The 25,105-nt window shown below is 59.3% G+C and carries 20 protein-coding genes; 11 read left to right on the forward strand and 9 right to left on the reverse strand.

Features of this window, described 5'->3' with window-relative positions; genetic code table 11:
• Positions 1-26: 26 nt before the first annotated feature.
• Positions 27-1,322: a murein hydrolase activator EnvC gene (locus QLG10_RS26885; protein WP_110751957.1), complete on the reverse strand. Its 1,296-nt coding sequence runs from the start codon at positions 1,320-1,322 to the stop codon at positions 27-29.
• Positions 1,323-1,575: 253 nt separating this feature from the next.
• A complete protein-coding gene (gpmI, locus tag QLG10_RS26890; protein WP_282488310.1) occupies positions 1,576-3,105 on the reverse strand; it encodes a 2,3-bisphosphoglycerate-independent phosphoglycerate mutase in 1,530 nt (509 codons plus the stop codon).
• A gap of 153 nt (positions 3,106-3,258) precedes the next feature.
• Here gpmI and QLG10_RS26895 point away from each other — a divergent pair, with 153 nt between their 5' ends.
• The 3 genes from QLG10_RS26895 to secB are packed head-to-tail and all read left to right on the forward strand — an operon-like array spanning position 3,259 to position 4,456.
• Entirely contained in the window at positions 3,259-3,672 is a 414-nt protein-coding gene (locus QLG10_RS26895; RefSeq protein ID WP_110751961.1) for a rhodanese-like domain-containing protein, read from the forward strand.
• A gap of 1 nt (position 3,673) precedes the next feature.
• Complete coding sequence (grxC, locus tag QLG10_RS26900) at positions 3,674-3,928, forward strand: glutaredoxin 3 (RefSeq protein ID WP_008058538.1); 255 nt, start codon at positions 3,674-3,676, stop codon at positions 3,926-3,928.
• A gap of 42 nt (positions 3,929-3,970) precedes the next feature.
• Positions 3,971-4,456 carry a protein-export chaperone SecB gene (gene secB, locus QLG10_RS26905; protein WP_008058540.1) on the forward strand — a complete coding sequence of 162 codons (486 nt, stop codon included), beginning with the start codon at positions 3,971-3,973 and terminating at the stop codon, positions 4,454-4,456.
• A gap of 131 nt (positions 4,457-4,587) precedes the next feature.
• Here secB and trmL read toward each other — a convergent pair whose 3' ends face one another.
• Positions 4,588-5,043, reverse strand: coding sequence for a tRNA (uridine(34)/cytosine(34)/5-carboxymethylaminomethyluridine(34)-2'-O)-methyltransferase TrmL (gene trmL, locus QLG10_RS26910; RefSeq protein ID WP_110751963.1), 456 nt, complete (start codon positions 5,041-5,043; stop codon positions 4,588-4,590).
• On the opposite strand from trmL, the gene QLG10_RS26915 reads away from it, so the two are divergent.
• Positions 5,042-5,482 (forward strand): hypothetical protein, encoded by a 441-nt coding sequence (locus tag QLG10_RS26915; protein ID WP_033044422.1) that lies wholly within the window; start codon positions 5,042-5,044, stop codon positions 5,480-5,482. The two genes, trmL and QLG10_RS26915, sit on opposite strands and share 2 nt — an antisense overlap.
• 550 nt (positions 5,483-6,032) lie before the next feature.
• Here the strand turns inward: QLG10_RS26915 and ntrC are convergent.
• The 5 genes from ntrC to glnA all read right to left on the reverse strand — a co-directional run bounded on the left by ntrC (position 6,033) and on the right by glnA (position 11,348).
• Complete coding sequence (ntrC, locus tag QLG10_RS26920) at positions 6,033-7,469, reverse strand: nitrogen regulation protein NR(I) (protein WP_282488312.1); 1,437 nt, start codon at positions 7,467-7,469, stop codon at positions 6,033-6,035.
• A complete protein-coding gene (glnL, locus tag QLG10_RS26925) occupies positions 7,466-8,551 on the reverse strand; it encodes a nitrogen regulation protein NR(II) (protein WP_020797424.1) in 1,086 nt (361 codons plus the stop codon). Before glnL ends, ntrC begins: the two co-directional genes overlap by 4 nt.
• 248 nt (positions 8,552-8,799) lie before the next feature.
• Positions 8,800-9,315, reverse strand: a complete 516-nt coding sequence (locus QLG10_RS26930; RefSeq protein ID WP_282488313.1) for a DUF4124 domain-containing protein — start codon at positions 9,313-9,315, stop codon at positions 8,800-8,802.
• Between the two features lie 26 nt (positions 9,316-9,341).
• The gene (locus QLG10_RS26935; RefSeq protein ID WP_083350013.1) at positions 9,342-9,764 is read right to left on the reverse strand and encodes a cupin domain-containing protein; all 423 of its coding nucleotides are present in this window, start codon (positions 9,762-9,764) and stop codon (positions 9,342-9,344) included.
• Between the two features lie 177 nt (positions 9,765-9,941).
• Positions 9,942-11,348: a type I glutamate--ammonia ligase gene (glnA, locus tag QLG10_RS26940; protein WP_020797428.1), complete on the reverse strand. Its 1,407-nt coding sequence runs from the start codon at positions 11,346-11,348 to the stop codon at positions 9,942-9,944.
• Positions 11,349-11,676: 328 nt separating this feature from the next.
• Between glnA and thiI the strand changes: the two genes are divergently transcribed.
• Complete coding sequence (gene thiI / locus QLG10_RS26945) at positions 11,677-13,131, forward strand: tRNA uracil 4-sulfurtransferase ThiI (protein ID WP_020797429.1); 1,455 nt, start codon at positions 11,677-11,679, stop codon at positions 13,129-13,131.
• Between the two features lie 139 nt (positions 13,132-13,270).
• A complete protein-coding gene (typA, locus tag QLG10_RS26950; protein WP_008058555.1) occupies positions 13,271-15,091 on the forward strand; it encodes a translational GTPase TypA in 1,821 nt (606 codons plus the stop codon).
• Between the two features lie 119 nt (positions 15,092-15,210).
• On the opposite strand, the gene QLG10_RS26955 is transcribed toward typA, so the two are convergent.
• A complete protein-coding gene (locus tag QLG10_RS26955) occupies positions 15,211-15,648 on the reverse strand; it encodes a YkgJ family cysteine cluster protein (RefSeq protein WP_008058557.1) in 438 nt (145 codons plus the stop codon).
• A gap of 258 nt (positions 15,649-15,906) precedes the next feature.
• Between QLG10_RS26955 and QLG10_RS26960 the strand changes: the two genes are divergently transcribed.
• The 5 genes from QLG10_RS26960 (at position 15,907) to QLG10_RS26980 (ending at position 24,986) form a co-directional block, all read left to right on the forward strand.
• Positions 15,907-18,357: a glycogen/starch/alpha-glucan phosphorylase gene (locus QLG10_RS26960; protein WP_110751969.1), complete on the forward strand. Its 2,451-nt coding sequence runs from the start codon at positions 15,907-15,909 to the stop codon at positions 18,355-18,357.
• Between the two features lie 157 nt (positions 18,358-18,514).
• Positions 18,515-21,721, forward strand: coding sequence for a DUF2339 domain-containing protein (locus QLG10_RS26965; protein WP_282488314.1), 3,207 nt, complete (start codon positions 18,515-18,517; stop codon positions 21,719-21,721).
• Positions 21,718-23,097, forward strand: coding sequence for a DUF3999 domain-containing protein (locus QLG10_RS26970; protein ID WP_282488315.1), 1,380 nt, complete (start codon positions 21,718-21,720; stop codon positions 23,095-23,097). Before QLG10_RS26965 ends, QLG10_RS26970 begins: the two co-directional genes overlap by 4 nt.
• A gap of 272 nt (positions 23,098-23,369) precedes the next feature.
• Positions 23,370-24,380: a class 1 fructose-bisphosphatase gene (locus tag QLG10_RS26975; RefSeq protein WP_015093094.1), complete on the forward strand. Its 1,011-nt coding sequence runs from the start codon at positions 23,370-23,372 to the stop codon at positions 24,378-24,380.
• Positions 24,381-24,383: 3 nt separating this feature from the next.
• Positions 24,384-24,986 carry a DUF924 family protein gene (locus QLG10_RS26980; RefSeq protein WP_110751977.1) on the forward strand — a complete coding sequence of 201 codons (603 nt, stop codon included), beginning with the start codon at positions 24,384-24,386 and terminating at the stop codon, positions 24,984-24,986.
• Positions 24,987-25,105 lie beyond the last annotated feature (119 nt).

Raw genomic sequence — 25,105 nt, forward strand, 5'->3', positions numbered from 1 at the left:
AACTCCTAATGTAGGTGACTCAGCGCCTATCCTTGCGCGCGGCACCATTGCGCCGGATCACTCGGGTGACCCTGCTGACGAATAGCAAAGTACAGCGCTGGTGTGTCCTGCCCGCCACTGTTACCGACAGTGGAGATGGATTCACCGGCTTTTACCACGTCACCCGCAGACTTGAGCAATGTCTGGTTGTGACCATAAAGACTCAGGAAACCGTTACCGTGGTCGAGAATCACCAGCAGCCCGGCGCCGCGCAACCAGTCGGCGAACACCACTCGACCGCCATGCACCGCATGCACCGCACTGCCTGCAGAAGCGCTGATCATTACGCCGTCCCACTTGGTCCGGGCGTCGTCGCCACGGCTTTCACCGAAGCGCGCCAACAGTCGACCATCGACAGGCCATGGAAGTTTGCCGCGAGTTGAAGCAAATGCGCCGCCAAAGGTTTCGCCGGAACTGGAAACCAGTGGGCCGGGTGTCGATTTAACCGGTTTGCGTGGGGCATCGTCGTTGGCATCTGCCAGCGCCTGGGCCTCACGTAAACGCTTTTTTTCGGCTTCCTGCTGGGCGATCAGCGCTTTTTGTCGCGCCTCTTCTGCCTCACGAGCCTGGCGGGCCAAGGTTTCCTCAATGGTTTTAAGGACTTTAGACAGGTCTGCCTGATCCTGCTCACGGGCTGCCAGTTTCTGGTCGCGAGCCTTCACGTCATCGTTGAGCCTGGCCAGGACTTGCTGGCGCTCCTGACGTACTTTCTCGAGCTCGCCACGCTGGGTTTCCAGGCTGCTTTGCTGCACCAGCAATTGCGCCTGCTGCAGGCCGATGTCTTTTTCGACATTGGCGAGCTGGCGCAGGGTTTCGTTGAAATTCTTCAACTGCTCCAGGCGAGCCTGGCTCAGGTAGTCGTAATAGGTGAGCGTGCGGGCGAACTTCTCTGGGTTCTGCTGGTTGAGCAGCAGTTTCAAGTATTCCTGCCGGCCGTTCTGATAAGCCGCGCGGGCCTGGATGGCGATCAGTCGCTGTTGTTCAGTGCGCGCGCTCTGGAGTTTTTTTTTCTCTGCATCGAGTCGTTGCAACTCGGTTTCGCTTTTCTTCAGCTCTTTTTGCAGGGCGTCGACCTGCTTCTCGAGCTTGCCCATCTCGGTTTCAGTGCCCTTGAGGTCTTTCTGCACGCCGGACTTTTCTTCCTGCAGCTTGCCCAGCAGTTTTTTCAACTCGGCAATGTCCTGACGCGTGGCGTCCAATTGTTGCTGGGTTTGCGCGCGCTCATCGGCGAAGGCCGGCTGGAGCAGGCAAGTCAGGGCGAGGGCTATCAGGACGCGAAGCATAGAGGCGGGCGACACCAAAGAAAGGGACGTCCTAGTATGCCCGCCATGAGCAGCAAAAAAAATGCCCATTTCTGACTGTGTGATGACTGGAGCAAGTGCCAGACTGAATTCCATTTCGAAAACACCATAAACCACTGTGGGAGCGCGCTTGCTCGCGATTGCACTCTGTCATTCAACATTGATGTTGAATTTCACGACGCCATCGCGGGCAAGCCCGCTCCCACAGGGTTTTTCGGTGATTGGGATATCCCGGTTACACCAGAATTGAAGTACCGGTCATTTCCGCCGGCTTCTCCAGGCCCAACAGCTTCAGCATGGTTGGCGCCACATCTGCCAGCACGCCGCCTTCGCGAACCTTCAGGTCACGCTTGCCGACATAGATGAACGGCACCGGTTCGGTGGTGTGCGCGGTGTGGGCCTGGCCGGTGGTTTCGTCGGACATCTGCTCGACGTTGCCATGGTCTGCGGTGATCAGCGCTTCGCCGCCGACTTTTTCCAGGGCATCGACGATGCGGCCGACGCACTGGTCAAGGCACTCAACAGCCTTGACCGCTGCCTCAAACACGCCGCTGTGGCCGACCATGTCGCCGTTGGCGTAGTTGACCACGATCACGTCGTAGCGCTGGTTTTCGATGGCGTCGACGATGCGGTCGGTGACTTCAGGCGCGCTCATCTCCGGCTGCAAGTCATAGGTAGCGACTTTGGGCGACGGGATCAGGATGCGCTCTTCGCCCGGGAACGGTTCTTCTCGACCGCCAGAGAAGAAGAAGGTCACGTGGGCGTACTTCTCGGTTTCGGCGATACGCAGCTGGGTCTTGCCGTTTTTCGCCAGGTAGTCGCCCAGCACGTTTTCCAGGCTGCCGGCGGCAAAGGCCGAAGGTGCGGGAATGCTCGCGGCGTATTGGGTCAGCATGACGAAACCGGCCAGTTTTGGCTGACGGCTACGTGCAAATTCCTTGAAGTCGTCCTCGACGAAAACGCGGGTCAGCTCGCGGGCGCGGTCGGCGCGGAAGTTCATGAACACCACGGCGTCGCCGTCTTCGACTTTCACCGGCTCGCCAATGGAAGTGGCCTTGACGAATTCATCGCTTTCGCCGCGCTCGTAAGCCGCCTGCAGGCCCTCCTGAGCGGTGGCGGCGTTGAATTCGCCCTGGCCTTCGACGATCAGGTTGTAGGCCTGGGAGACACGGTCCCAACGGTTGTCGCGGTCCATGGCGAAATAACGACCGATGAGGCTGGCGATCCGGCCTTTACCCAGGGCCTGGAAGGTAGCGTCCAGCAGTTCGATCGACGATTGCGCGCTTTTCGGCGGCGTATCGCGGCCGTCGAGGAAGGCGTGCAGGTAGATTTTCTCGGCGCCGCGCTTGGCGGCAAGTTCGGCCATGGCGACCAGGTGATCCTGGTGGCTGTGCACGCCGCCATCGGACAGCAGGCCCATGAAGTGCACGGCCTTCCCGGCAGCGACAGCTTTGTCCACCGCGGCACAGATGGTCGGGTTCTCGAAGAAATCGCCGTCGCGGATCGATTTGGTCACACGGGTGAAGTCCTGATACACCACGCGACCGGCACCGAGGTTCATGTGGCCGACTTCGGAGTTGCCCATCTGGCCGTCCGGCAGGCCGACGTCCATGCCGCTGCCTGAAATCAGGCCATTGGGCACGGTGGCCCACAAACGGTCCAGTACGGGCTTCTTCGCCGCAAAGATGGCGTTGGATTCAGGGCTCTCACTGTGACCGAAGCCGTCGAGAATAATCAGGACCAAAGGTTTAGGCGTGGTAGTCATGGAGTCCACTCGTGGCTGAGATAAAAGAGGGCGATGGAAAAGGGAGTGGCAGTTTAAAGCGAAGTTCCGGCCACGTCACCGCCGGACGGGGTTTGGCCCACCATAGTGGCTGTGTATACTGGCCGACATTTTAACGCCCTGGAACCTCCTTCGATGGTTGCTCACCTGATTGAATTTGCCACTAACCACTACATCCTCGTCGGTATCTTCGTCGTACTGCTGGCGTTGCTGATTGCCTATCAGATGCAGGGCGGCGGTCGTAGCCTGAGCACTGGCGAATTGACTGGCCTGGTCAACAAAGACGCGGGCGTGGTAATCGACATTCGTCCTGCCAAGGATTTCGCCGCCGGTCACATTGTTGGTGCATTGAACATTCCTCACGACAAACTGGCTGCCCGTGTTGCCGAGCTGGAAAAGCACAAGGCCAAGACCATCATCCTGGTCGACGCGATGGGCCAGACGGCCGGGACTCACGCTCGCGAACTGGTAAAGGCTGGCTTCACCGCTGCCAAACTGTCCGGTGGTGTTTCCAGCTGGAAAGCCGACAATCTGCCGCTGGTGAAGTGATATGAGCAACGTCGTCGTCTATTCCAGCGATTACTGCCCTTATTGCTCACGAGCCAAATACCTGCTCGAGAACAAAGGCGTGGCCTTCGAAGAGATCAAGGTCGATGGCAAGCCGCAGGTGCGCGCCGCAATGGCTCAGAAGGCCGGGCGTACGTCCGTGCCGCAGATCTGGATCGGCAGCACCCACGTTGGCGGTTGTGATGATTTGTTTGCCCTGGAGCGCGCCGGCAAGCTCGACGCGCTGCTCAAGGCCTGAATTCCATACCCTATAAAAGCCCAAGATCAGAAAGGATCTGAGATGACTGACCAACAGAACACTGCAGCTAGCGAAGAAGAAACCGCACCGCAATTCTCCTTGCAGCGCATCTACGTACGTGACTTGTCCTTCGAAGCCCCGAAAAGCCCGGCGATCTTCCGCCAGCAGTGGGAACCGAGTGTCGGTCTGGATCTCAATACCCGTCAAAAGGCGCTGGAAGGCGACTTCCATGAAGTTGTGCTGACCCTGTCGGTCACCGTGAAGAACGGTGAAGAAGTGGCATTCATCGCCGAAGTGCAACAGGCCGGTATCTTCCTGATCAAGAACCTGGACGACGCTTCGATGAGTCACACCCTGGGCGCGTTCTGCCCGAACATCCTGTTCCCGTACGCTCGCGAAGCGCTGGACAGCCTGGTGACCCGCGGCTCGTTCCCGGCCCTGATGCTGGCTCCGGTGAACTTCGATGCCTTGTACGCGCAAGAACTGCAACGCATGCAAGCGGCGGGCGAGACTCCGACCGTTCAATAAGCGGTCTGAGTGTCGAAGCAAGTCCAATGTGGGAGCGGGCTTGCTCGCGAATGCGGTGTATCAGTCAAGATTGAAGTCGACTGACACACCGCATTCGCGAGCAAGCCCGCTCCCACATTTGTTATGTGGTGTTATTTGAAGTCGTTCTGCCGCCAGGCTTCGTACACGGCGACGGCCACGGTGTTGGACAGGTTCAAGCTACGACAGCCTTCGCGCATCGGCAGGCGCAGGCGTTGTTCAGCGGGCAAAGCGTCGAGCACCTCGGCTGGCAGGCCGCGGCTTTCCGGACCGAACAGGAAGGCGTCACCAGGGGCGAAGCTGGCGTCGTGAAACGGCCGCGAGCCCTTTGTGGTGAAGGCGAACAAGCGCGGATGACCGAGGCTTTCCAGGCAGCTGGCCAGGTCCGCGTGACGTTGCAAGGTGGCATACTCGTGGTAGTCGAGGCCCGCCCGGCGCAGACGCTTGTCGTCCATCTCAAAGCCCAGCGGTTCGATCAAATGCAGGTGGCAGCCACTGTTGGCGCACAGCCTGATAACGTTGCCGGTGTTCGGCGGAATTTCTGGTTGGAAAAGGATGACGTGAAACATGCACGGCTCCGAAGGTAGAGATGAGCGGCATTCTACGCCGCAAGCCGACCCTCGTTCGAAACTATTCCCGCGTGTGATGGCTTCACTGGCCATTGTGGGGGTAATGGTGGGGTTGATGATTGGTCGTCTGACCACTCCAGACCCCAGCGAATTGCAACAGATCGAAGTGACCAGCGACGGGTTGGTGGTGTGGTTCAACAATGAGCCCAAGACCCACGGCGAGATCGTGGAAGGCAGTGTTGCGTTGTTGTTCGAAGCTCAAGGCAAGGCGCAAAAAGGCCAGCTCAAGCTCAACGGCAAGGATGTGAACTGGCGGGTGCGCTTGAGTGACGGGGGATTGTTGTTGACGCTGGTGGCGGCCCGTCCCCTGCAGGGTGAGTGGGCCGGTAGCGAGGTCGATGACCGCTGGCGGCTGGAGATCCATCTCCGGGAGCAATAAAAGAGGGAATCCCCGGCCTGCCTGTACCAAGGTCCCCAAAACGGGAGGGCTCGCGCGTTGCGCTTGAACCCGGTGTAAAGAGGGAATCCCCGGCCTGCCTGTACCAAGGACCCCAAAACTGGGGGCTCGTCGCTTGTGCGGTATGAGCCCGGTGTAAAGAGGGGAATCCCCGGCCTGCCTGTACCAAGGTCCCCGAAACTGGGTGGTGATCTGCATCACTGATGAGACTATTGCAGGGGGCGTGCCAGGTTTTAACAAGTTGAAACAGAAAGTCGCGTAGTAAAGCTGAAAGCCCCGTAATCCGGGGCTTTCGTGTTTCTTCAATAGGGGTTCGATTACGAACGGAGGCGGAATTTCGGAGCCGTTGCAGTGCGCGATTGCGGTTCACGGTGCCTTCAGGCGGTGCATGGGAGCCCAAAAAGCTTCGCGAGCAGGCTCGCTCCCACAAGGTTCGGTAGCGTTCACTCGATAGTGAGAACACTACAAATCCACTGTGGGAGCGAGCCTGCTCGCGAATTGGGTGTGACGGTCAGTGAAGAACTAAGGCTGATTAACCCTCATCCCCCTCATCATCATCCCCACCATCAACCTTCATCCCCAATTCCTTGATCTTGCGAGTCAGGGTGTTTCGCCCCCATCCCAGCAATACGGCGGCATCGCGCCGGCGGCCGGCGGTGTGCTTGAGGGCAGTTTCGATCATGATCCGCTCGAAAGTCGGTACGGCGCTGTCCAGCAGGCTGGATTGACCGCGAGCCAGTGCCTGGTCGGCCCACTGGCGTAGCGCCTGTTCCCAGTTGGTCACCGGGGCCGAGTCCTGCGGCAGGCTCAGCAACTCCGGAGGCAGATCGCCGATATGCACTTCGCGACCCGAGGCCATCACGGTGATCCAGCGGCAAGTGTTCTCCAGTTGGCGAACGTTGCCCGGCCATGGCAGGTTTTTCAGATACTCCTCGGTTTCGGTTTTCAGCAGTTTCGGCTCGACCGCCAGCTCCTGCGCTGCACGGCTGAGGAAGTGCTTGGCCAGGGTCGGGATGTCTTCGCGTCGGTCCGACAGGCGCGGTATGTGGATGCGGATCACGTTGAGACGGTGGAACAAGTCTTCACGGAATTTCCCGGCATTCACCAGGGTTTCCAGGTTCTGGTGCGTGGCGGCGATGATCCGCACATCGACTTTGACCGGGACGTGACCACCGACGCGGTAAAACTCGCCATCGGCCAGGACCCGCAGCAAACGAGTCTGGGTGTCGGCCGGCATGTCGCCGATTTCATCGAGGAACAGCGTGCCCCCGTCAGCCTGTTCGAATCGCCCGCGGCGCAGGTTGGCGGCGCCGGTGAACGCGCCTTTTTCATGGCCGAACAACTCGGATTCCATCAGGTCCTTGGGGATCGCTGCCATGTTCAGTGCAATGAATGGCGAAGCGGCGCGCGGGCTGTGGCGATGCAGGGCGTGCGCCACCAGTTCTTTACCGGTGCCGGATTCGCCGTTGATCAGCACGGTGATGTTGGAGTGGCTCAAGCGCCCGATGGCGCGAAACACTTCCTGCATCGCGGGTGCTTCGCCGATGATTTCCGGGGTGCGGGTCAGTGCGACCGGGACTTCCAGGCCTTGTTGTTCCTGAGCGTGCTGGTTGGCGCGCTTGACCAGGGAAACCGCTTCGTCGACATCGAACGGCTTGGGCAGGTATTCAAACGCGCCGCCTTGATAGGACGCGACAGCGCTGTCCAGATCGGAGTGCGCGGTCATGATGATCACTGGCAGCCGTGGGTGTTGCTCGCGAATCCGCGCCAGAAGGTCCAGGCCGCTGGCGCCGGGCATGCGGATGTCGGAGATGATCACGTCGGGCTGCTGGCGCGCCAGGCGGCTCATCACGCCATCGGCGCTGTCGAAGCTTTGCGTGGTCATGCCTTCCTGCTGCAAGGCTTTTTCCAGGACCCAACGGATAGAACGGTCGTCATCGACGATCCACACGGTTTCACTACGGCTCATGTCGATGTGGCTCCTTGTTCCAGTGGCAGAAAGATCGAGAATGTGGTGTGGCCGGGGTGGCTGTCACATTCGATCAAGCCCTGGTGCTGGCTGATGATGTTCTGGGTAATGGCCAGGCCCAGCCCGGTACCGTCCGGACGGCCGCTGACCATGGGGAAAAAGATGGTTTCCTGAAGGTCCGCAGGAATGCCCGGGCCGTTGTCGATGATTTCGATCTTGGTCACCAGGCGGTGGCGCACGTGGCCAATGGTGAACTGGCGCATGGCGCGGGTGCGCAGGCTGATGCGGCCCAGGCGCAGCTCATTCTGGCTGCTGATGGCCTGCATCGCATTGCGCACGATGTTCAGCACGGCCTGGATCATTTGTTCACGATCGATCAGGACGTCCGGAATGCTCGGATCGTAGTCGCGCACCAACGTGATGCAGCCCTGGCTCTCGGCCTCGACCAAATGGCAGACGCGTTCCAGCACTTCGTGAATATTGCACATGGCCAGTGATGGCAGCTTGTTCGAGCCGAGCATGCGATCGACCAGGTTGCGCAGGCGGTCGGCCTCTTCGATGATGACGTTGGTGTAGTCACGCAGGCTTTCTTCCGGCAGTTCGCGGGCCAGCAGCTGTGCCGCGCCGCGAATACCGCCCAGCGGATTCTTGATTTCATGGGCCAGGCCCCGTACCAGCATCTTGCTGGTTTCCTGCTTCGACAGCTGGGCCTCTTCCTTGGTGATGCGCAGCAAGCGGTCGCGGGGATGGACTTCGAGCAGAAGCAGAGTGTCGCCATTGCTCAGGATCGGTGTTACCGCGTAATCGACCGTCAGGGTCTGGCCGGTGAGGGCGGTGAGCATTGCTTCGCGTTTTGTGAACGGGTGCGCCTGCTGGACCGCCTGGCGCAAAGAGTTGAGCGCTTCGGTGGACTCGGTAAACAGCTCGCTGATGAACTGCCCATGGCTGCGCTGGCCGCTGATGGCCAGGAGCATCTCCGCCGCGGGGTTCATGTACTCAAGGCGCAACTCGGCGTTGAGCAGGATGGTGGCGGTGGTCAGGTTGTCGAGTAGCAAGCGGTGTAGTGCGTCGCTGATGGTCATTCAGGACCTCTTTTGGCGCATGAATAAAGAGCTGATGCGAGGAAAATGCAAAAACCAAACCAAGGCTCCGAAAAGAAGCGCTAAACCCCTGAAACAGGCGTTTGACGCTCGATTGCGTGGCGTTCTGCCAGCTTTCGCGGGAAGTTTCGAACCAAAATGGGCTGTGATTGGAACGCGGTGCAACCTATCGCACCAATATAGTGCGTAATCCTGTATGAGGTTAAAAGAAGCGAAACGCGCTCAGGCTTTCAACGCTTGTGCACCCGCTGCAAGGTAAAGGTCACGATGGGACTTTGTTGTATCACCGTATCGCCGTCGATCACTTGAACGGCGAGCCTGTGCAGGCCGCGATCGATGTTTACCAGTTGAAGACTCGGAACGTTGCCTGGTTGGCCATAGGGTTGCTCGTCCAGTAACAACCTGAACAGATGCGAGCCTTGCAGGCGTGGTTTGATCAGCACGTTGACCGTGAAGGTGCCGTTGTTGGCGCGCAAGGCCCCTTCGTTGGGCAGGCCAGTCAGCTCAAGAATCTCGTAGGTGCTGTTTATCTGCTCGGGGTTGCCGATGGGGGCGGGCGCAGGAGGTTCGTTGGCCGGTTGACTATCGACGCTGTTAAGCGGGGGTAAATCAACCGTCTGGGCGCTAACACCATTGGGTGGTTGATTGCTGTAGGCCGTGTTGCCGGCAGCATCGGTGTATTTGTAGATTTGGGCCGTTGCAGGAAAGCCTGATAAAAGCCCCAGAAATAATAAGAATGGTCGCATTCAGGCTCCCTGCGAGCAGCGAAAAATTACTCTGACAAAGGAATGCCCTCGCTCCCAGCATAGAACACGATAAGTTCTACCGGTTCCTCGCCGGTGACTCCGCGGTGGGTGATATTGACCATTTCGGCCACCGCTTCGCCTTGTTTGACGCGTCGAACCTGGCCGCTTTCCTTGCTTTCTATCGTCAGCTCCCCGCTGAGGACATACGCCGCATTTGGCATGGCGTGGCGATGCCATGGAAGTTGCGTATTGGCCGGAATTTTCAATTTAAGCACCGAAAGTTGTGGTTCGGCGTAAGGGTAATGGGTGTAAGGCGTGCTGTCCCAGGAGGCGCTGCTTTGCAACAGGACTTTGCGTTCGATCGCTGCCGTGGACGCTGAGTTGCTACAGCCCTGTAGGGCAAGGGCGATGAGGGCGGTAAACAGGGGGGTGAGCATGGAAGGTTTCATGTTGCCGTCCTTTGAGTTCAAGACGGTACAGGCTACGGTTAGCCGATATTTTTTTATGCCGGACGTTGCCGTGAATGCCCGGGGAAACATGGACCCCCTGCGTGAGAAGTTGCCTACAAAAAAGAGGCCTCCCGAAGGAGGCCTCTTTGTCACGCCGCTTGCGCAGGCGCTACCGGATCAGCAGCTGTAGTACAGCTCATATTCCAGTGGGTGTACGAAGGTACGAACCTTGATTTCTTCTTCGCTTTTCAGGGCGATGTAGGCGTCGATGAAGTCGTCGCTGAAAACGCCGCCTTTGGTCAGGAACGCACGACCTTTGTCCAGCTCTTCCAGGGCTTCTTTCAGGCTGCCGCAAACTTGTGGGATCTCTTTCGCCTCTTCAGGCGGCAGGTCGTACAGGTTTTTGTCAGCTGCGTCGCCAGGGTGGATCTTGTTCTGGATGCCGTCCAGGCCAGCCATCATCAGTGCGGCGAAGCACAGGTACGGGTTGGCAGCCGGATCCGGGAAGCGCGCTTCGATACGGCGGGCTTTCGGGCTCGACACGTAAGGAATACGGATCGATGCGGAGCGGTTACGGGCCGAGTAGGCCAGCATGACCGGTGCTTCGAAGCCTGGAACCAGACGCTTGTAGGAGTTGGTCGCCGGGTTGGTGAAGCCGTTCAGGGCCTTACCGTGCTTGATGATGCCGCCGATGAAGTACAGGGCGGTGTCGGACAGGCCGGCATAACCTTCGCCTGCGAAGGTGTTCTTGCCATCTTTCCAGATGGACATGTGAACGTGCATGCCCGAACCGTTGTCGCCGTACAGAGGCTTAGGCATGAAGGTAGCGGTACGGCCGTAGGCATCGGCTACGTTGTGCACGACGTACTTCAGGGTTTGGGTTTCGTCGGCTTTCTTCACCAGGGTGTTGAACTTGACGCCGATTTCGTTCTGGCCGGCAGTTGCCACTTCGTGGTGGTGAACTTCGACGGTCAGGCCCATTTCTTCCAGTGCGTTGCACATGGAGGTACGGATTTCGTGGTCGTGGTCGAACGGTGGAACCGGGAAGTAGCCGCCCTTGACGCCTGGACGGTGACCTTTGTTACCGCCTTCGATGTCCTGGTCAGACATCCACGAACCTTGTTCGGAGTAGATCTTGAACATGGAACCGGAAATGTCGGACTTGAACTTCACTTGGTCGAAGATGAAGAACTCTGGCTCCGGGCCGCAGAATACGGTGTCGCCAATGCCGGAGGCTTTCAGGTGTTCTTCAGCGCGCTTGGCGATCGCACGTGGGTCGCGATCGTAGCCTTGCATGCTCGAAGGATCGACGATGTCGCAGGTCAGGATCAGGGTTGGCTCTTCGGTGAACGGGTCCAGTACGGCAGTGCTGTCGTCCGGCATGAGGATCATGTCGGAAGCTTCAATGCCTTTCCAGCCAGCGATGGAGGAGCCGTCGAACATCTTGCCGACTTCGAAGAAGTCTTCATCCAGACCGTCGCGAGCCGGCATGGTCACGTGGTGCTGAGTGCCCTTGGTGTCTGTGAAGCGCAGATCAATCCACTTGACGTCATGATCTTTGATGAGTTGAACCGACTTCGACATAGTGTCCTCCGGGTGGATTAGGGCTGGTAGTGGATGCCCTTAGATGTTTGTGATGCCGGCGCGAATACTCTGCCAAGGCAACCTGCCTCACAAGGGAGCAAATTGCATGCCAGTGCCCCACCATGGGTTTTTTGCCCCAATTTCACGCTTGTAAGGCGGTTAAGCACCTTAATGCGGAAAATATCGCCCTACAATGTGGCGCTTATTTCAATAAATGACCTGTTTTGGTGCGTGCAAAACCTTCTGCACATTAACTGGTTAAACCTTGAGCAATTTCCGCTATAATCCGCGCCCCCCTTTTTCGGCAGGCCTCGCGCGCGCTGTTTCCATGAAATTAATCGTAAAAGTCTTTCCAGAGATCACCATCAAGAGCCGCCCGGTACGGATGCGTTTTATCCGCCAGTTGGCCAAGAACATCCGTGCCGTGCTCCGCGATCTGGACCCGGCTGTGGTGGTGAACGGCGTGTGGGACAATCTCGAGCTGGAGACCCGCGTCAGCGAGCCCAAGGCCCTGAAGGAGATGGGCGAGCGCCTGAGCTGCATGCCGGGCATTGCGCATTTCCTGCAAATCGACGAGTACCCGTTGGGTGACTTCGATGACATCGTCGAGAAGTGCAAGCAGCACTACGGTGATGCGCTGGCCGGGAAGATTTTTTCGGTGCGTTGCAAGCGCGCCGGCAAGCACCCGTTCAGCTCGATTGACATCGAGAAATATGTCGGCAGCCAGTTGCGCCGACAGTGCGGTGCCGCCGGGATTGACCTGAAAAAGCCTGAAATCGAAGTGCGCATCGAAGTTCGCGACCAACGGTTGTTCGTGATCCACAGCCAGCACAACGGTATCGGCGGATATCCGCTGGGTGCGCTGGAGCAGACGCTGGTGCTGATGTCCGGCGGCTTCGATTCCACTGTCGCCGCCTACCAGATCATGCGCCGCGGCCTGATGGCGCATTTCTGCTTCTTCAACCTGGGCGGGCGTGCCCACGAATTGGGCGTCATGGAAGTCGCGCATTTCATCTGGAAGAAGTACGGCAGCTCGCAACGCGTGTTATTTGTCAGTGTGCCGTTCGAAGAAGTGCTGGGAGAAATTCTCGGCAAAGTCGATAACAGTCATATGGGCGTAGTATTGAAGCGTATGATGTTGCGCGCTTCCTCCCAAATTGCCGATCGACTGCACATCGACGCGCTGGTCACCGGAGAGGCGATCTCCCAGGTATCGAGCCAGACCCTGCCGAACCTGTCCGTGATCGACTGCGTGACCGACAAGCTGGTCTTGCGTCCGCTGATCGCCAGTCACAAGCAGGACATCATCGACCTGGCCAACGAAATCGGCACCGCCGACTTCGCCAGGCACATGCCGGAGTACTGCGGGGTCATCTCGGTGAACCCCAAGACTGCTGCCAAGCGCCATCGCGTGGAGCACGAAGAGAAAGAATTCGACATGGCAGTCCTTGAGCGTGCGCTCGAGAACGCCAAACTGGTACCGATCGATCGCGTGATCGACGAATTGGGCCAGGACCTGCAAATTGAAGAAGTCAGCGAAGCGCTGGCCGGTCAGATCGTGATCGACATCCGTCACCCGGATGCCGCTGAAGATGACCCGCTGGACCTTGCTGGCATCGAGGTACAAACGATGCCGTTTTATGCACTGAACGCTCGTTTCAAGGAACTGGACCCTACTCGCCAGTACCTGCTTTATTGCGACAAAGGCGTGATGAGTCGCCTGCATGCCCACCATTTGCTCAGTGAGGGACATGCCAATGTGCGCGTTTATCGACCGAGCTAAGTGCCCGGGGCTGTTTGCCTGTGGCTTGCGTCACCGGCCCCCCGACGCCGCCGTCAAGCTGTAACGGCAAGGCCTGACTCTACTGTAAATCGCTGCCAAGACTTGTCAGCGCACCGAATCCTCTGATCGAGATACACAAGTGATCGAAAATCTACGTAACATCGCCATCATTGCTCACGTTGACCATGGTAAAACCACCCTGGTAGACAAACTCCTGCGTCAATCCGGCACCCTGGAGCGCAACGAGCTCAACGACGAGCGCGTGATGGACTCCAACGACCAGGAGAAAGAGCGCGGTATTACCATTCTGGCGAAAAACACCGCCATCAACTGGAACGGCTACCACATCAACATCGTGGACACCCCGGGCCACGCCGACTTCGGCGGCGAAGTAGAACGCGTAATGTCGATGGTCGACTCCGTTCTGCTGCTGGTTGACGCTCAAGACGGCCCTATGCCGCAAACCCGTTTCGTGACCAAGAAGGCTTTCGAAGCCGGCCTGCGTCCGATCGTGTGCATCAACAAGGTTGACCGTCCAGGCGCGCGTCCGGATTGGGTTCTGGACCAGATCTTCGACCTGTTCGACAACCTGGGTGCCACCGAAGAACAGCTGGACTTCAAAGTCGTCTACGCCTCGGCCCTGAACGGTATTGCCGGTCTGGACCACAACGAAATGGCTGAAGACATGACCCCGCTGTACCAGTCGATCGTCGACAACGTACCAGCGCCAGCTGTAGACCGTGACGGTCCGTTCCAGATGCAGATCTCCGCACTGGACTACAACAGCTTCCTGGGTGTTATCGGTGTTGGCCGTATCGCTCGTGGTCGCGTCAAGCCGAACACTCCGGTTGTGGCTATCGGCGCCGACGGCAAGAAGCGTAACGGTCGTATCCTGAAGCTGATGGGTCACCACGGTCTGCACCGTGTAGACGTTGAAGAAGCTGCTGCAGGCGACATCGTGTGCATCAGCGGTATGGAATCGCTGTTCATCTCCGACACCCTGTGCACCCCGGACAATGTCGAAGCGATGAAGCCGTTGACCGTCGACGAGCCAACCGTTTCCATGACCTTCCAGGTAAACGACTCGCCATTCTGCGGTAAAGAAGGCAAGTTCGTGACTTCCCGTAACATCAAGGAACGTCTGGACAAAGAGCTGCTGTACAACGTTGCACTGCGCGTTGAAGAAGGCGACTCGGCTGACAAGTTCAAGGTATCGGGCCGTGGCGAACTGCACCTCTCGGTTCTGATCGAAACCATGCGTCGCGAAGGTTTCGAAATGGCTGTAGGCCGTCCGGAAGTGATCATCCGTCTGGTTGACGGCGTGAAGCACGAACCGTACGAAAACGTCACCATCGACCTGCCGGAAGAATCCCAAGGCAAGGTGATGGAAGAGATGGGCCTGCGTAAGGGCGACCTGACCAACATGGTGCCGGATGGCAAGGGCCGTGTGCGTCTGGAATACAACATCCCTGCTCGTGGTCTGATCGGTTTCCGTAACCAGTTCCTGACCCTGACCAACGGTGCTGGCATCCTGACCTCGATCTTCGACCGTTACGACGTGATGAAGTCCGGCGACATGTCCGGCCGTCAGAACGGCGTTCTGGTTTCGGTTGAAACCGGCAAGGCACTGACCTACTCCCTGGAAACCCTGCAGGCGCGTGGCAAGCTGTTCGTTGAACACGGTCAGGAAATCTACAACGGTCAGATCGTTGGTCTGAACAGCCGTGACAACGACCTGGGCGTCAACCCTACCAAGGGCAAGAAGCTCGACAACATGCGTGCTTCGGGTAAAGACGAAACCATCGCCCTGGTTCCACCTGTTCGCTTCACCCTGGAACAGGCCCTGGAATTCATCCAGGACGACGAGCTGTGCGAAGTGACGCCTAAGTCCATCCGTCTTCGCAAGAAGATCCTGGACGAAAGCGAGCGTACCCGCGCTGCCAAGAAAGCCAAGGCATAAGATTTAGCCCAGGCTGAACGAAAACGCCCCCGGTCGAGAGATCGGGGGCGTTTTTGTTTGTCTGCGATTTGTGCTGTGCCAGGTTGATCGTTCCCACGCGGAGCGTGTGAACGATCAGATCAGAACCGCTCGATACTCCGGGAATTGGTTTCACGCACCACTTCCTTGGGCTTGTACGCGCAATACCCCGGCCGCGGGCCGATTTTCGGGTGGTTGCGGCACGTATCCGGGCGCTTTTCATAAATAGTGCACAGACGGCTCTTACGATCCAGATAAAGGCAATCGTTGTTGCTCATGCGCTGGAGGGTGAAGATCTCGGACTTCTGGTTATAGCGCTCGACGATCCCTTCCTTCTGCAGGCGCTTGGCGATGTTCTTTGGCGGGTCGCCGCGTTCGAACTCGTCGACGATGCCGATGCGGATCAGGTCCTTGATCTTGACCTCGACCGGCAGGGTGCAGCAGCTCGATAGGCAGGAGCCGCACATTGGGGCAGAGTACTTGGCCCAGGTGTCGAGTCGGTCGATCTCCGCGGCGGCGATCAGGTTGGGCTTCATCATCGGTTGTTACCAGCGTGTGCATCAGGGCGCGCGATCATACCGGGACTGGTGGATTTTTGAACAACCTTTCGCCAGTTTTTTTTCATGGGCATCCACGCAGCACCACTAATCCGGCACGGCCCCTGCATTGAATCAGGTACATGACAATGTATTGCCGGCTTGACGCGCATTAACAGGAAAAACTGCCGAACCAGAGTCTATACCGTTTGTCAGACCGTCTAGTCTCAGACAACTCCAAGCTCGCTCGAGGTCCTATCGATGACTCAAGAACCACTTGTTCGCGAAGCAGAGGTGGCCGCATTCCGCGACGCCGTCTTGACCAAACTCACCTACGCGGTGGGCAAAGACCCGGATCACGCCTTCGATCATGACTGGTTCGAAGCCATTGCCCTGGCAGCGCGTGATCATATGGTCGAGCACTGGATGGACCACACTCGGCAGATTTACCGCAAAGGGCAGAAACGGGTTTATTACCTCTCCCTGGAATTTCTGATCGGCCGACTGCTTTACGACAGCCTGAGCAATCTCGGCCTGCTCGACGTGGCACGCGAAGCCCTGACCGAACTCGGCGTCGACCTTGAACGCATCCGCCTGCTGGAGCCTGATGCGGCGTTGGGTAACGGTGGTCTTGGACGACTTGCGGCCTGCTTCATGGAAAGCATGTCGACCCTTGGCATCGCGGGTCATGGCTACGGCATTCGTTACGAGCACGGCCTGTTTCGTCAGGCCATCGTCGACGGTTGGCAACAGGAGCAGACCGAGCACTGGCTGGACTTCGGCAATCCGTGGGAGTTCGAGCGGCCAGAAGTGGTTTACCCGATCGGCTTCGGTGGCGGCGTCGAGACCGTGACCGACAGCGAAGGCAAATCCAAGCAAGTCTGGCACCCGGCGGAAACCGTACGGGCCATTGCCTATGACACACCCGTGGTCGGTTGGCGCGGGGCAAGCGTGAACACGTTGCGGCTGTGGCGTGCGCGGGCCATGGAAGATTTGCACCTGGAACGCTTCAATGCCGGCGATCACCTGGGAGCGGTGGCGGAAGTGGCCCGGGCCGAAAGTATCTCTCGAGTATTGTACCCGGCAGACAGCACCGAGGCCGGCCAGGAACTGCGGTTGCGCCAGGAATACTTCTTCGTTGCCGCCTCCCTGCAGGACTTGCTGCGCCGTCATCGCAACATGCACACCTCGGTCCTGACCCTGGGCGATCACGCAGCGATCCAGCTCAACGACACCCACCCCTCGATTGCCGTGGCCGAGTTAATGCGCCAATTGGTGGATGTCTACGACGTGGCGTGGGATGCGGCCTGGCAGGTCACGGTCGACACGCTTTCCTACACCAACCACACGTTGCTGCCCGAGGCGCTGGAAACCTGGCCGGTGGGCCTGATGGAGCGCATGCTGCCACGGCACATGCAGATCATTTACCTGATCAATGCCCAGCACATCGACTCGCTGCGGGCCAAGGGCATCCATGATTTCGATGTGTTGCGCGCGGTGTCTTTGATTGAGGAAGACAATGGTCGACGCGTGCGCATGGGCAACCTGGCGTTCCTCGGCTCCCACAGTGTCAACGGCGTATCCGCCTTGCACACGCAACTGATGCGCAAGACGGTGTTCTCCGAGCTGCACAAGCTTTATCCGCAACGGATCAACAACAAGACCAACGGCATCACGTTCCGCCGCTGGCTGTACCAGGCCAACCCGGAACTGACCTCAATGCTGGTCGATGCCCTCGGCCCGGACTTGCTGGACAAGCCCGAGGATCGACTGCTCGACCTGCAGCCATTCGCCGACAAGCCTGCGTTCCGCAAAGCCTTCGCCGAACAGCGTCTGCACAGCAAAAAGGCCCTGGCCTACCTGATTCACGAACGTTTGGGGGTGGCGGTCAACCCGGCGGCGATGTTCGACGTACAGGTCAAGCGGATCCACGAATACAAGCGCCAACTGCTCAACCTGATGCACACCGTGGCGTTGTACCAGGCGATTCGTGCGGAACCTGAAATCGACTGGGTGCCACGGGTGAAGATCTTCGCCGGTAAAGCGGCGGCCAGTTATCACCAGGCCAAGTTGATCATCAAGCTGACCAACGACATCGCCCGGGTGGTGAACAACGACCCGACTGTACGCGGATTGCTCAAGGTCGTGTTCCTGCCCAACTACAACGTCAGCCTGGCGGAGAGCATCATTCCGGCGGCGGATCTGTCCGAGCAGATCTCCACTGCCGGCTTCGAAGCCTCGGGTACCAGCAACATGAAATTCGGCCTCAACGGTGCATTGACCATCGGCACGCTGGACGGTGCCAACGTGGAGATGTCCGAGCGCATCGGCGCGGAGAATATGTTCATCTTTGGTCTCAGCGCCCAGCAGGTCGAAGCGCGCAAGCAGAACCACGAGTTCAGCGCGGTACCGGACATTGCCGCGTCCCATCGGCTCAATGATGTATTGCAAGCCATTCGCGGCGGGGTGTTCTCGCCGGATGATCCGTCCCGTTACACCGGCTTGATCGATTCGTTGGTGGATTACGACCGCTTCCTGGTCTGCGCCGATTTCGACTCCTACTGGAATGCGCAGATGCGCGTCGAAGCCCTTTGGCACGATTCCCAGGAATGGTGGCGATCGGCGGTGCTGAACACCTCGCGCATGGGCTGGTTTTCGTCTGACCGGACGATTCGCGAGTACGCCACGGATATCTGGAAGGCGTTGGAGTAACTTTTCCAGCGGGTCGATATACTGGCAGCCGTAAAAGATCGCAGCCTCCGGCAGCGCCTACAGGGATTTGTATGTCCTTGTAAGGGCTGCCGGAGGCTGCGATCTTTTTGGAGCTGGCTGCGCTAATCTTCCTTGATTGCGCTTAGGGATATCGACCATGCAATGGATGTTCATGCTTGTGGGCCTGGTGCTGGGCTGGGTACTCGACGAGTCGTTCAGCGATGCGTTGCTGGGCGCGTTACTCGGGTTGGGTATCGGGCAGGCCGTTCACATTGGCAGGCTGGGATCCCAGGCCAGTGAGCAGCGTCGCCTGCTCGAACAGGCGCAACTGGCACTGCGCGCGGTCGAGCAACGCTTGGCTTTGCTTGAGGGGCCTGGGATCAAGGTGCCTGAAGCCAGCGCTACCGCTCCAGTTGCTGACATCGCGGTCACTCAAGCCCCCGTCGAAACCCCTGAGCTGATCTGGGAACTGCCGCCCGATCTGGAAACGGCCACCGCTGCGGCTACCCAGTCCAGCCATGCACAGCCCTTCGATGCATGGAAACCCGCGCCAGTCGTGCGCGAACGTGCCCATCCCCCCGAACCAAGCCTCGTCGAGCGCGCCATCAACGCGGCGCGTGCGTGGTTACTGGGTGGCAACACCGTGCTGCGGGTCGGTGTGATGCTGTTGTTCCTCGGTCTGGCCTTCCTGCTGCGCTACGCCACCGAGGGCATGGTGGTGCCGATCGAATTACGCTATGCCGGAGTCGCGGCGGTAGCGATGGGCCTGCTGGGTCTGGGCTGGTGGCTGCGAACGCGTAACAGTGATTACGCCTTGATGCTGCAAGGCGCCGCCATTGCCGTGCTGTACCTGACGGTGTTTGCCGCGATGCGCCTGCATCCGTTGCTCGACCCCTCAGCGGCATTTGGCCTGTTGGTGGCGGTGACGGTGTTTTCGGCGATCCTGGCCATTACCCAGGACGCACTGGGCCTGGCCGCCGCCGCCGCGCTGGGCGGATTCGCCGCGCCGCTGCTGGCTTCCACGGGGGCCGGCAGTCACGTCGCGTTGTTCAGTTACTTCGCCTTGCTCAACGCCGGCATCCTCGTTATTGCCTGGTTCAAGGCCTGGCGCTTGCTCAATGTGATCGGCTTCACCGGCACCTTCGGTATCGGGTTCGCCTGGGGTTTGCGCGCCTATACGCCAGAGTTGCTGTGGAGCACCGAGCCGTTCCTGATTCTTTTCTTCGTGATGTACCTGGCCATTGGCTTGTTGTTCGCCCGACGTAAATTGCTGCACCTGGGGGACGCGCCCGAGGATGACAGCCGTGAGGCGCTGTTGCGCTGGTCCGCGCGCAAGGGTGATTACGTCGACGGCACACTGCTGTTCGGTCCACCGCTGGTTGGCTTTGGATTGCAATTCGCCGTGGTTCAGCATCTGGAGTTCGCTGCCGCGTTCAGCGCCCTGGCGCTCGGCATGATCTACATGGGCCTGGCTCGGATGCTGATGGGAGGGCGAGCACAGCTGTTGGCGGAAACCTGCCTGGCGCTGGGTGTTATTTTCGCCAGCCTGGCGATTCCCTTGGGGCTGGATGCGCGGTGGACGAGTGGAGCATGGGCGGTGGAAGGGGCGGGGATTTTCTGGCTGGGTCTGCGCCAGCAACGCTTGCTCGCTCGTGCATTTGCCTTGTTGTTGCAAGCGGGCGCGGCGCTGGTGTTTCTCGGTGAATTGCACAGCGGCGAGAATAGCTTGCTTGATGGCACGCCGCTGGGAGCGTTGATGCTCGGCGGCGCATTGCTGTTCAGTTTCCTTCAGTTGCACAAGGCCTTGCCTGGGCAGGTGTCGTCCCGGGAGCGTCATTTACTGCCGGTCCTGGCCGCACTCGGCCTGGCATTTGTCTACTTGCTGGCGCCGATGTTCTTTTTCGCCCATGGCACGTCAATCAGTTGGGCAATGGCCGGGCTGCTGACTTTGTTCGTCGGTCTGCACCTGCGCTCGGCTACATTCCTGCTGAGCGCGCTTGTCGTTCAGCTGCTGGGCGCCGTACTGTTCCTGGTGGCTGAACCCTTGGTCAGCGAAGGCGTGCGGCCGTTGGCTCATGCTGGCTTCTGGTCACCGCTGATGCTGGGCCTGGTCGCATTGATCGGGGCGTGGCGTTTGCAAGTCGCCTTTGCTGTCACGGTGATCGATGGTGTGAACCTGCAGCGTTTGTCGCGAGTGTTGCTGGCGTGGGGAGCAGGGTGGTGGGCGCTGGCCTGGGTCAGTGAAGTGCTGCTGTTTGCACCGTTGCCCCTGCAGGCGACTTTGCTGCTGGCAGTTGCGGCAATCAGCGTGGCGCTTTGGGCCGTGTTGGCGCTGCGCCTGGCGTGGCCCGCGCTGGGTGTGCTCTGCACCTTGCTGATCCCGACTGCCGGCCTGGTGTTGCTCGCCGCTTGGCATCCGCGCTTTCATCCGGCCGCCAACGCTGGCTGGTTGCTGTGGGCGGTGGTGTTCATCGTGCATTTCCTGTCTCTGCGACGCTTGGCGCCCCTCCTGCCGAGCGCTGCCCTGAGCAGCGCTCACGTACTCGGGTGTTGGTTGCTGATCGGTGTGCTGGCCCTGGAGCTGCGTTATGGCTTGCTGCTGTTGTCCGAGCACTACAACGCCTGGCGCTGGCTGGGTTGGGCAATATTGCCGAGCCTCTATTTGGTGCTTATGGCGGCACCGCGTGCCTGGCCCTGGCCGGTATCGGTCTACTCTCGCGAATACCGTGTGTATGCCGCCGCGCCTTTGGCATTGTTGATGCTGGGCTGGTTCTGGCTGGCCAATATGATCAGTGATGGCGAGGCTGATCCCTTGCCCTATTTACCGCTGCTCAACCCGCTGGAATTGGGCCTGCTGTTTGCGTTGTTCGGTGTCTACGCCTGGTCCCGGAGTGAGGCAGCGCAACAGGTGATTCCCGGGAGCTACAGCGCTGCTGCGGCGGCCGCTGTGCAAGCGATCGTCGCTTCGTCGCTGTTCATGTTCTTCACTGCCCTGGTGATGCGCACGGCTCACCATTGGGGCGGCGTACCGTTCGAGCTGCCTGCCTTGCTCGAGTCGATGCGGGTCCAGGCCGGCCTGTCCATCGTCTGGACCTTGATGGCGCTGGGTTTGATGATTGGCGGCCATTTGCGTCATCGGCGTCAAGTCTGGTTGATCGGTGCGGCACTGATTGGCGTGGTGGTGGCGAAACTGTTCTTCGTGGAACTGAGCAACCGTGGCGGGCTGGCGCGGATCGTGTCGTTTATCGGCGTGGGCGTGCTGCTGCTGGTAGTGGGCTATTTCGCCCCGTTGCCACCCAAACGCGTCGAAACTGCCGGGGCCCCCGAAAAACCGGCGCCGCAAGCCGAAGGAGTGTCGTCTTGAGTCAAAAGCTGAACCGGGCCTGGTTGGGTATCTTTGCAGTGGGCATGGCACTCTCTGTCTCTTTCCAGGAAACCCGGGCCCAGGAAACACCGGCGGACTTCGCCACGCAAGTACCGTTGTCCCTGAGCGGTGAAGGTCCGTGGTATCGCCTTGAGCTGCCCCTGGCCGTGCAATTGAGCGCACGCCAGACTGACCTCAGTGATGTGCGCGTGTTCAACGCCGCTGGCGAACCGCAAGCCTATGCCCTGTCACGGGCAAACGCACACGCTGACGACAACCCTACGTTGACCGACGTCAAATGGTTCCCGCTGTACGACTCGGCGGACGCCACCGGGCATGCACCGAGCGTTCGCGTGCAAGCGAGCGCCAATGGCACCCTGGTCCAAGTGCAGCCTTCCACTGAGTTGGAGGTGGGGGAGGAAGCGTTACGGGGCTGGCTACTGGATGCCAGCGCCATCAAGGCGCCTTTGCAGCAGCTGATTCTCGACTGGACCAGTGAGCGTGATGGCTTCCAGCGGTTCAGCATCGAGGCCAGCGACGATTTGCAGCATTGGCAGTCTTGGGGCGAGGGGCAACTGGCGCGGCTGACGTTTGCCGATGAGCGGGTTGAGCAGCATGAGGTCGGCCTGCCGGGGCAACCTGCACGCTATCTGCGCTTGCTGTGGGACTCGCCGCAATCGGCGCCGATACTGACATCGGCGCAGCTGCAAAGCGTGCGCAGCTTACCGCTGCCGTTGACCTGGTCCCACGCGTTGGACGGCAATAGCGTGAAGGCAGGTGAGTACACCTGGCAATTACCGAGGGGGCTGAACGTCGAGCGAGTGCAGGTTGAATTGAGTCAACCTAACAGCCTGGCGCCGGTCATCCTGTCTGGACGGCGCGACAGCAGCTTTCCGTGGCAGCCGTTGAGCAGTGGCTTGCTCTATCGCCTGACCCAGAATGGCGAGGACGTGGTGCAGAACGAGTTGCAGTTGCCGGGGCAAGCCATGCAACAGTTGAAACTGACCGTGGACGAGCGCGGTGGTGGCCTGGGCGCACAGGCGCCAACGGTGAAGTTCGCCGTGAGGGCGACGCAATTGGTTTTTCTGGCGCGCGGACCTGGTCCTTATACGTTGGCGTTGGGTAATGCGACGGTGAAAGCGGCGAGTTTGCCGTTGGCGACGCTGATTCCGGATTACAGCCCGGCTAAGCTGGCGACGTTGGGCCAGGCGTCGGTTGATGGTGGGAGGGTGACAACGCCGGCTGTTTCGACACTGCCGGCGGCGGTGGGCACCGACTGGAAGAAGTTTGGCCTGTGGGCGGTGTTGCTGCTTGGGGTTTTGTTTCTGGCGGCGATGGCATTCAGCCTGCTGCGCAAGCCGCCCGCCAACACCTGAGAATGGCTGGCGCTACGCACCATTCGCGAGCAGGCTCGCTCCCACAGGTTATGCGTTTCATGTGGGAGCGAGCCTGCTCGCGAAGGCGGTCGATCAGTCAATAAAAATGCTGATTTGACCGCTATTTTCCTGCTCACATCCAGCCCATTTACTACTACGCTGAACCCCGCGCCTGAACTCTCTTCAGCCGATCACGTCTGATAGGAGGAAATGCGCCCCGACTCGCGTTAAACTGCGCGGGTTTTTAGTCCCCCATTCCACCGGAGCCTTCCATGTCCCGCGTTACCTTGAGTCGCTATTTGATTGAGCAGACCCGCAGCAACAACACTCCTGCCGATCTGCGCTTCCTGATCGAAGTGGTGGCGCGTGCCTGCAAGGAGATCAACCACGCCGTGTCCAAGGGTGCCCTAGGTGGCGTTCTGGGCAGCATGGGCACCGAAAACGTCCAGGGCGAAGTGCAGAAGAAGCTCGACGTGATCTCCAACGAGATCCTGCTGGAAGCCAACGAATGGGGCGGTCACCTGGCCGGCATGGCGTCCGAAGAAATGGACAATGCCTACCAGATCCCGGGCAAATACCCGAAAGGCGCGTACCTGCTGGTATTCGACCCGCTGGACGGTTCGTCGAACATCGACATCAATGCCCCGGTCGGCACTATCTTCTCGGTACTGCGTTGCCCGAACGAATACCTGAGCCAGAACGAGCCCTTGAATGAAAAGGCTTTCCTGCAGCCAGGCACCCAGCAAGTGGCCGCCGGTTACGCGATCTATGGTCCTCAGACCATGTTGATCCTGACCCTGGGCGACGGCGTGAAAGGTTTCACCCTGGATCGTGAAATGGGCAGCTTCGTACTGACCCACGAAAACATCACCATTCCTGAAGCGACCCAGGAATTTGCCATCAACGCGTCCAACCAGCGTCACTGGGAAGCCCCGGTACAGCGCTACGTTGGCGAGCTGCTGGCAGGCGACGAAGGCCCGTTGAAAAAGAACTACAACATGCGTTGGGTCGCGGCTATGGTCGCCGACGTGCATCGCATCCTGACCCGCGGTGGCTTGTTCATGTATCCGCGCGACAGCCGCGAGCCGTCCAAGCCGGGCAAACTGCGCCTGATGTACGAAGCCAACCCGATGTCGTTCCTGGTGGAACAGGCGGGCGGCGCGTCCACCGATGGTCACCAACGTATTCTCGACATCCAGCCTGAAGGTCTGCACCAGCGCGTGGCGGTGTTCCTCGGTTCGAAAGAAGAAGTCGCACGCGTTACGGCTTACCACAAGGAATAAACCATGAACGCGCCCTGGCAGCCGTTGCTCGATTGGTGGTTCGGTACAGCCGAAGAAGCCAGGGCAATCGCGGCTGACAAGGGCAAGTTGTGGTTCGGCAAGCGTGACAGCCAGGACCTCGAGGCGCGAGAGCGTTTCGGGGACCAGGTCGAGCAGGCACTGGCCGGCGGATTGACCGAGTGGATGCAATGTCCCGAAGGTTGGCTGGCACTGGTGCTGTTGCTTGATCAACTCCCCCGCATGATCTTTCGCGACACCCCCAAAGCCTTTTCCGGTGATCTGCGGGCCCAGAAGCTGGCCGCCCAAGGCATTGCTGCGGATTTTGACCGGCAGTTATCACCGATTCAGCAAGTGTTTATCCTTCTGGTGTTCGAGCACAGCGAGAACCTCGCGGTGCAGAACGAAGGCGTCTCGCGCCATATCGAACTGGTGGCGCAACAACCGGAAAGTGATCGGGCATTGTTTGCCGATTATCTGGATTTTGCCGAGCGGCATCAGAAGGTGATTGCGCAGTTTGGACGGTTTCCGCATCGCAATGCGGTGTTGGGGCGTGAGTCTACGGCTGAGGAATTGGAGTTTCTGTCGAAACCCGGTTCAAGGTTCTGAATCTTCATCGCGGCTGATGCCGCTTTCGCGAGCAGGCTCGCTCCCACAGGGGCATGTGTTTCAACTGTGGGAGATTCTATGGTTGAGGTGAAGCCCTCAACTTGTTTTCGGTTGGTATT

The sequence above is a fragment of the Pseudomonas sp. V98_8 genome (assembly GCF_029967975.1).
Taxonomy (GTDB): Bacteria; Pseudomonadota; Gammaproteobacteria; order Pseudomonadales; family Pseudomonadaceae; genus Aquipseudomonas; species Aquipseudomonas umsongensis.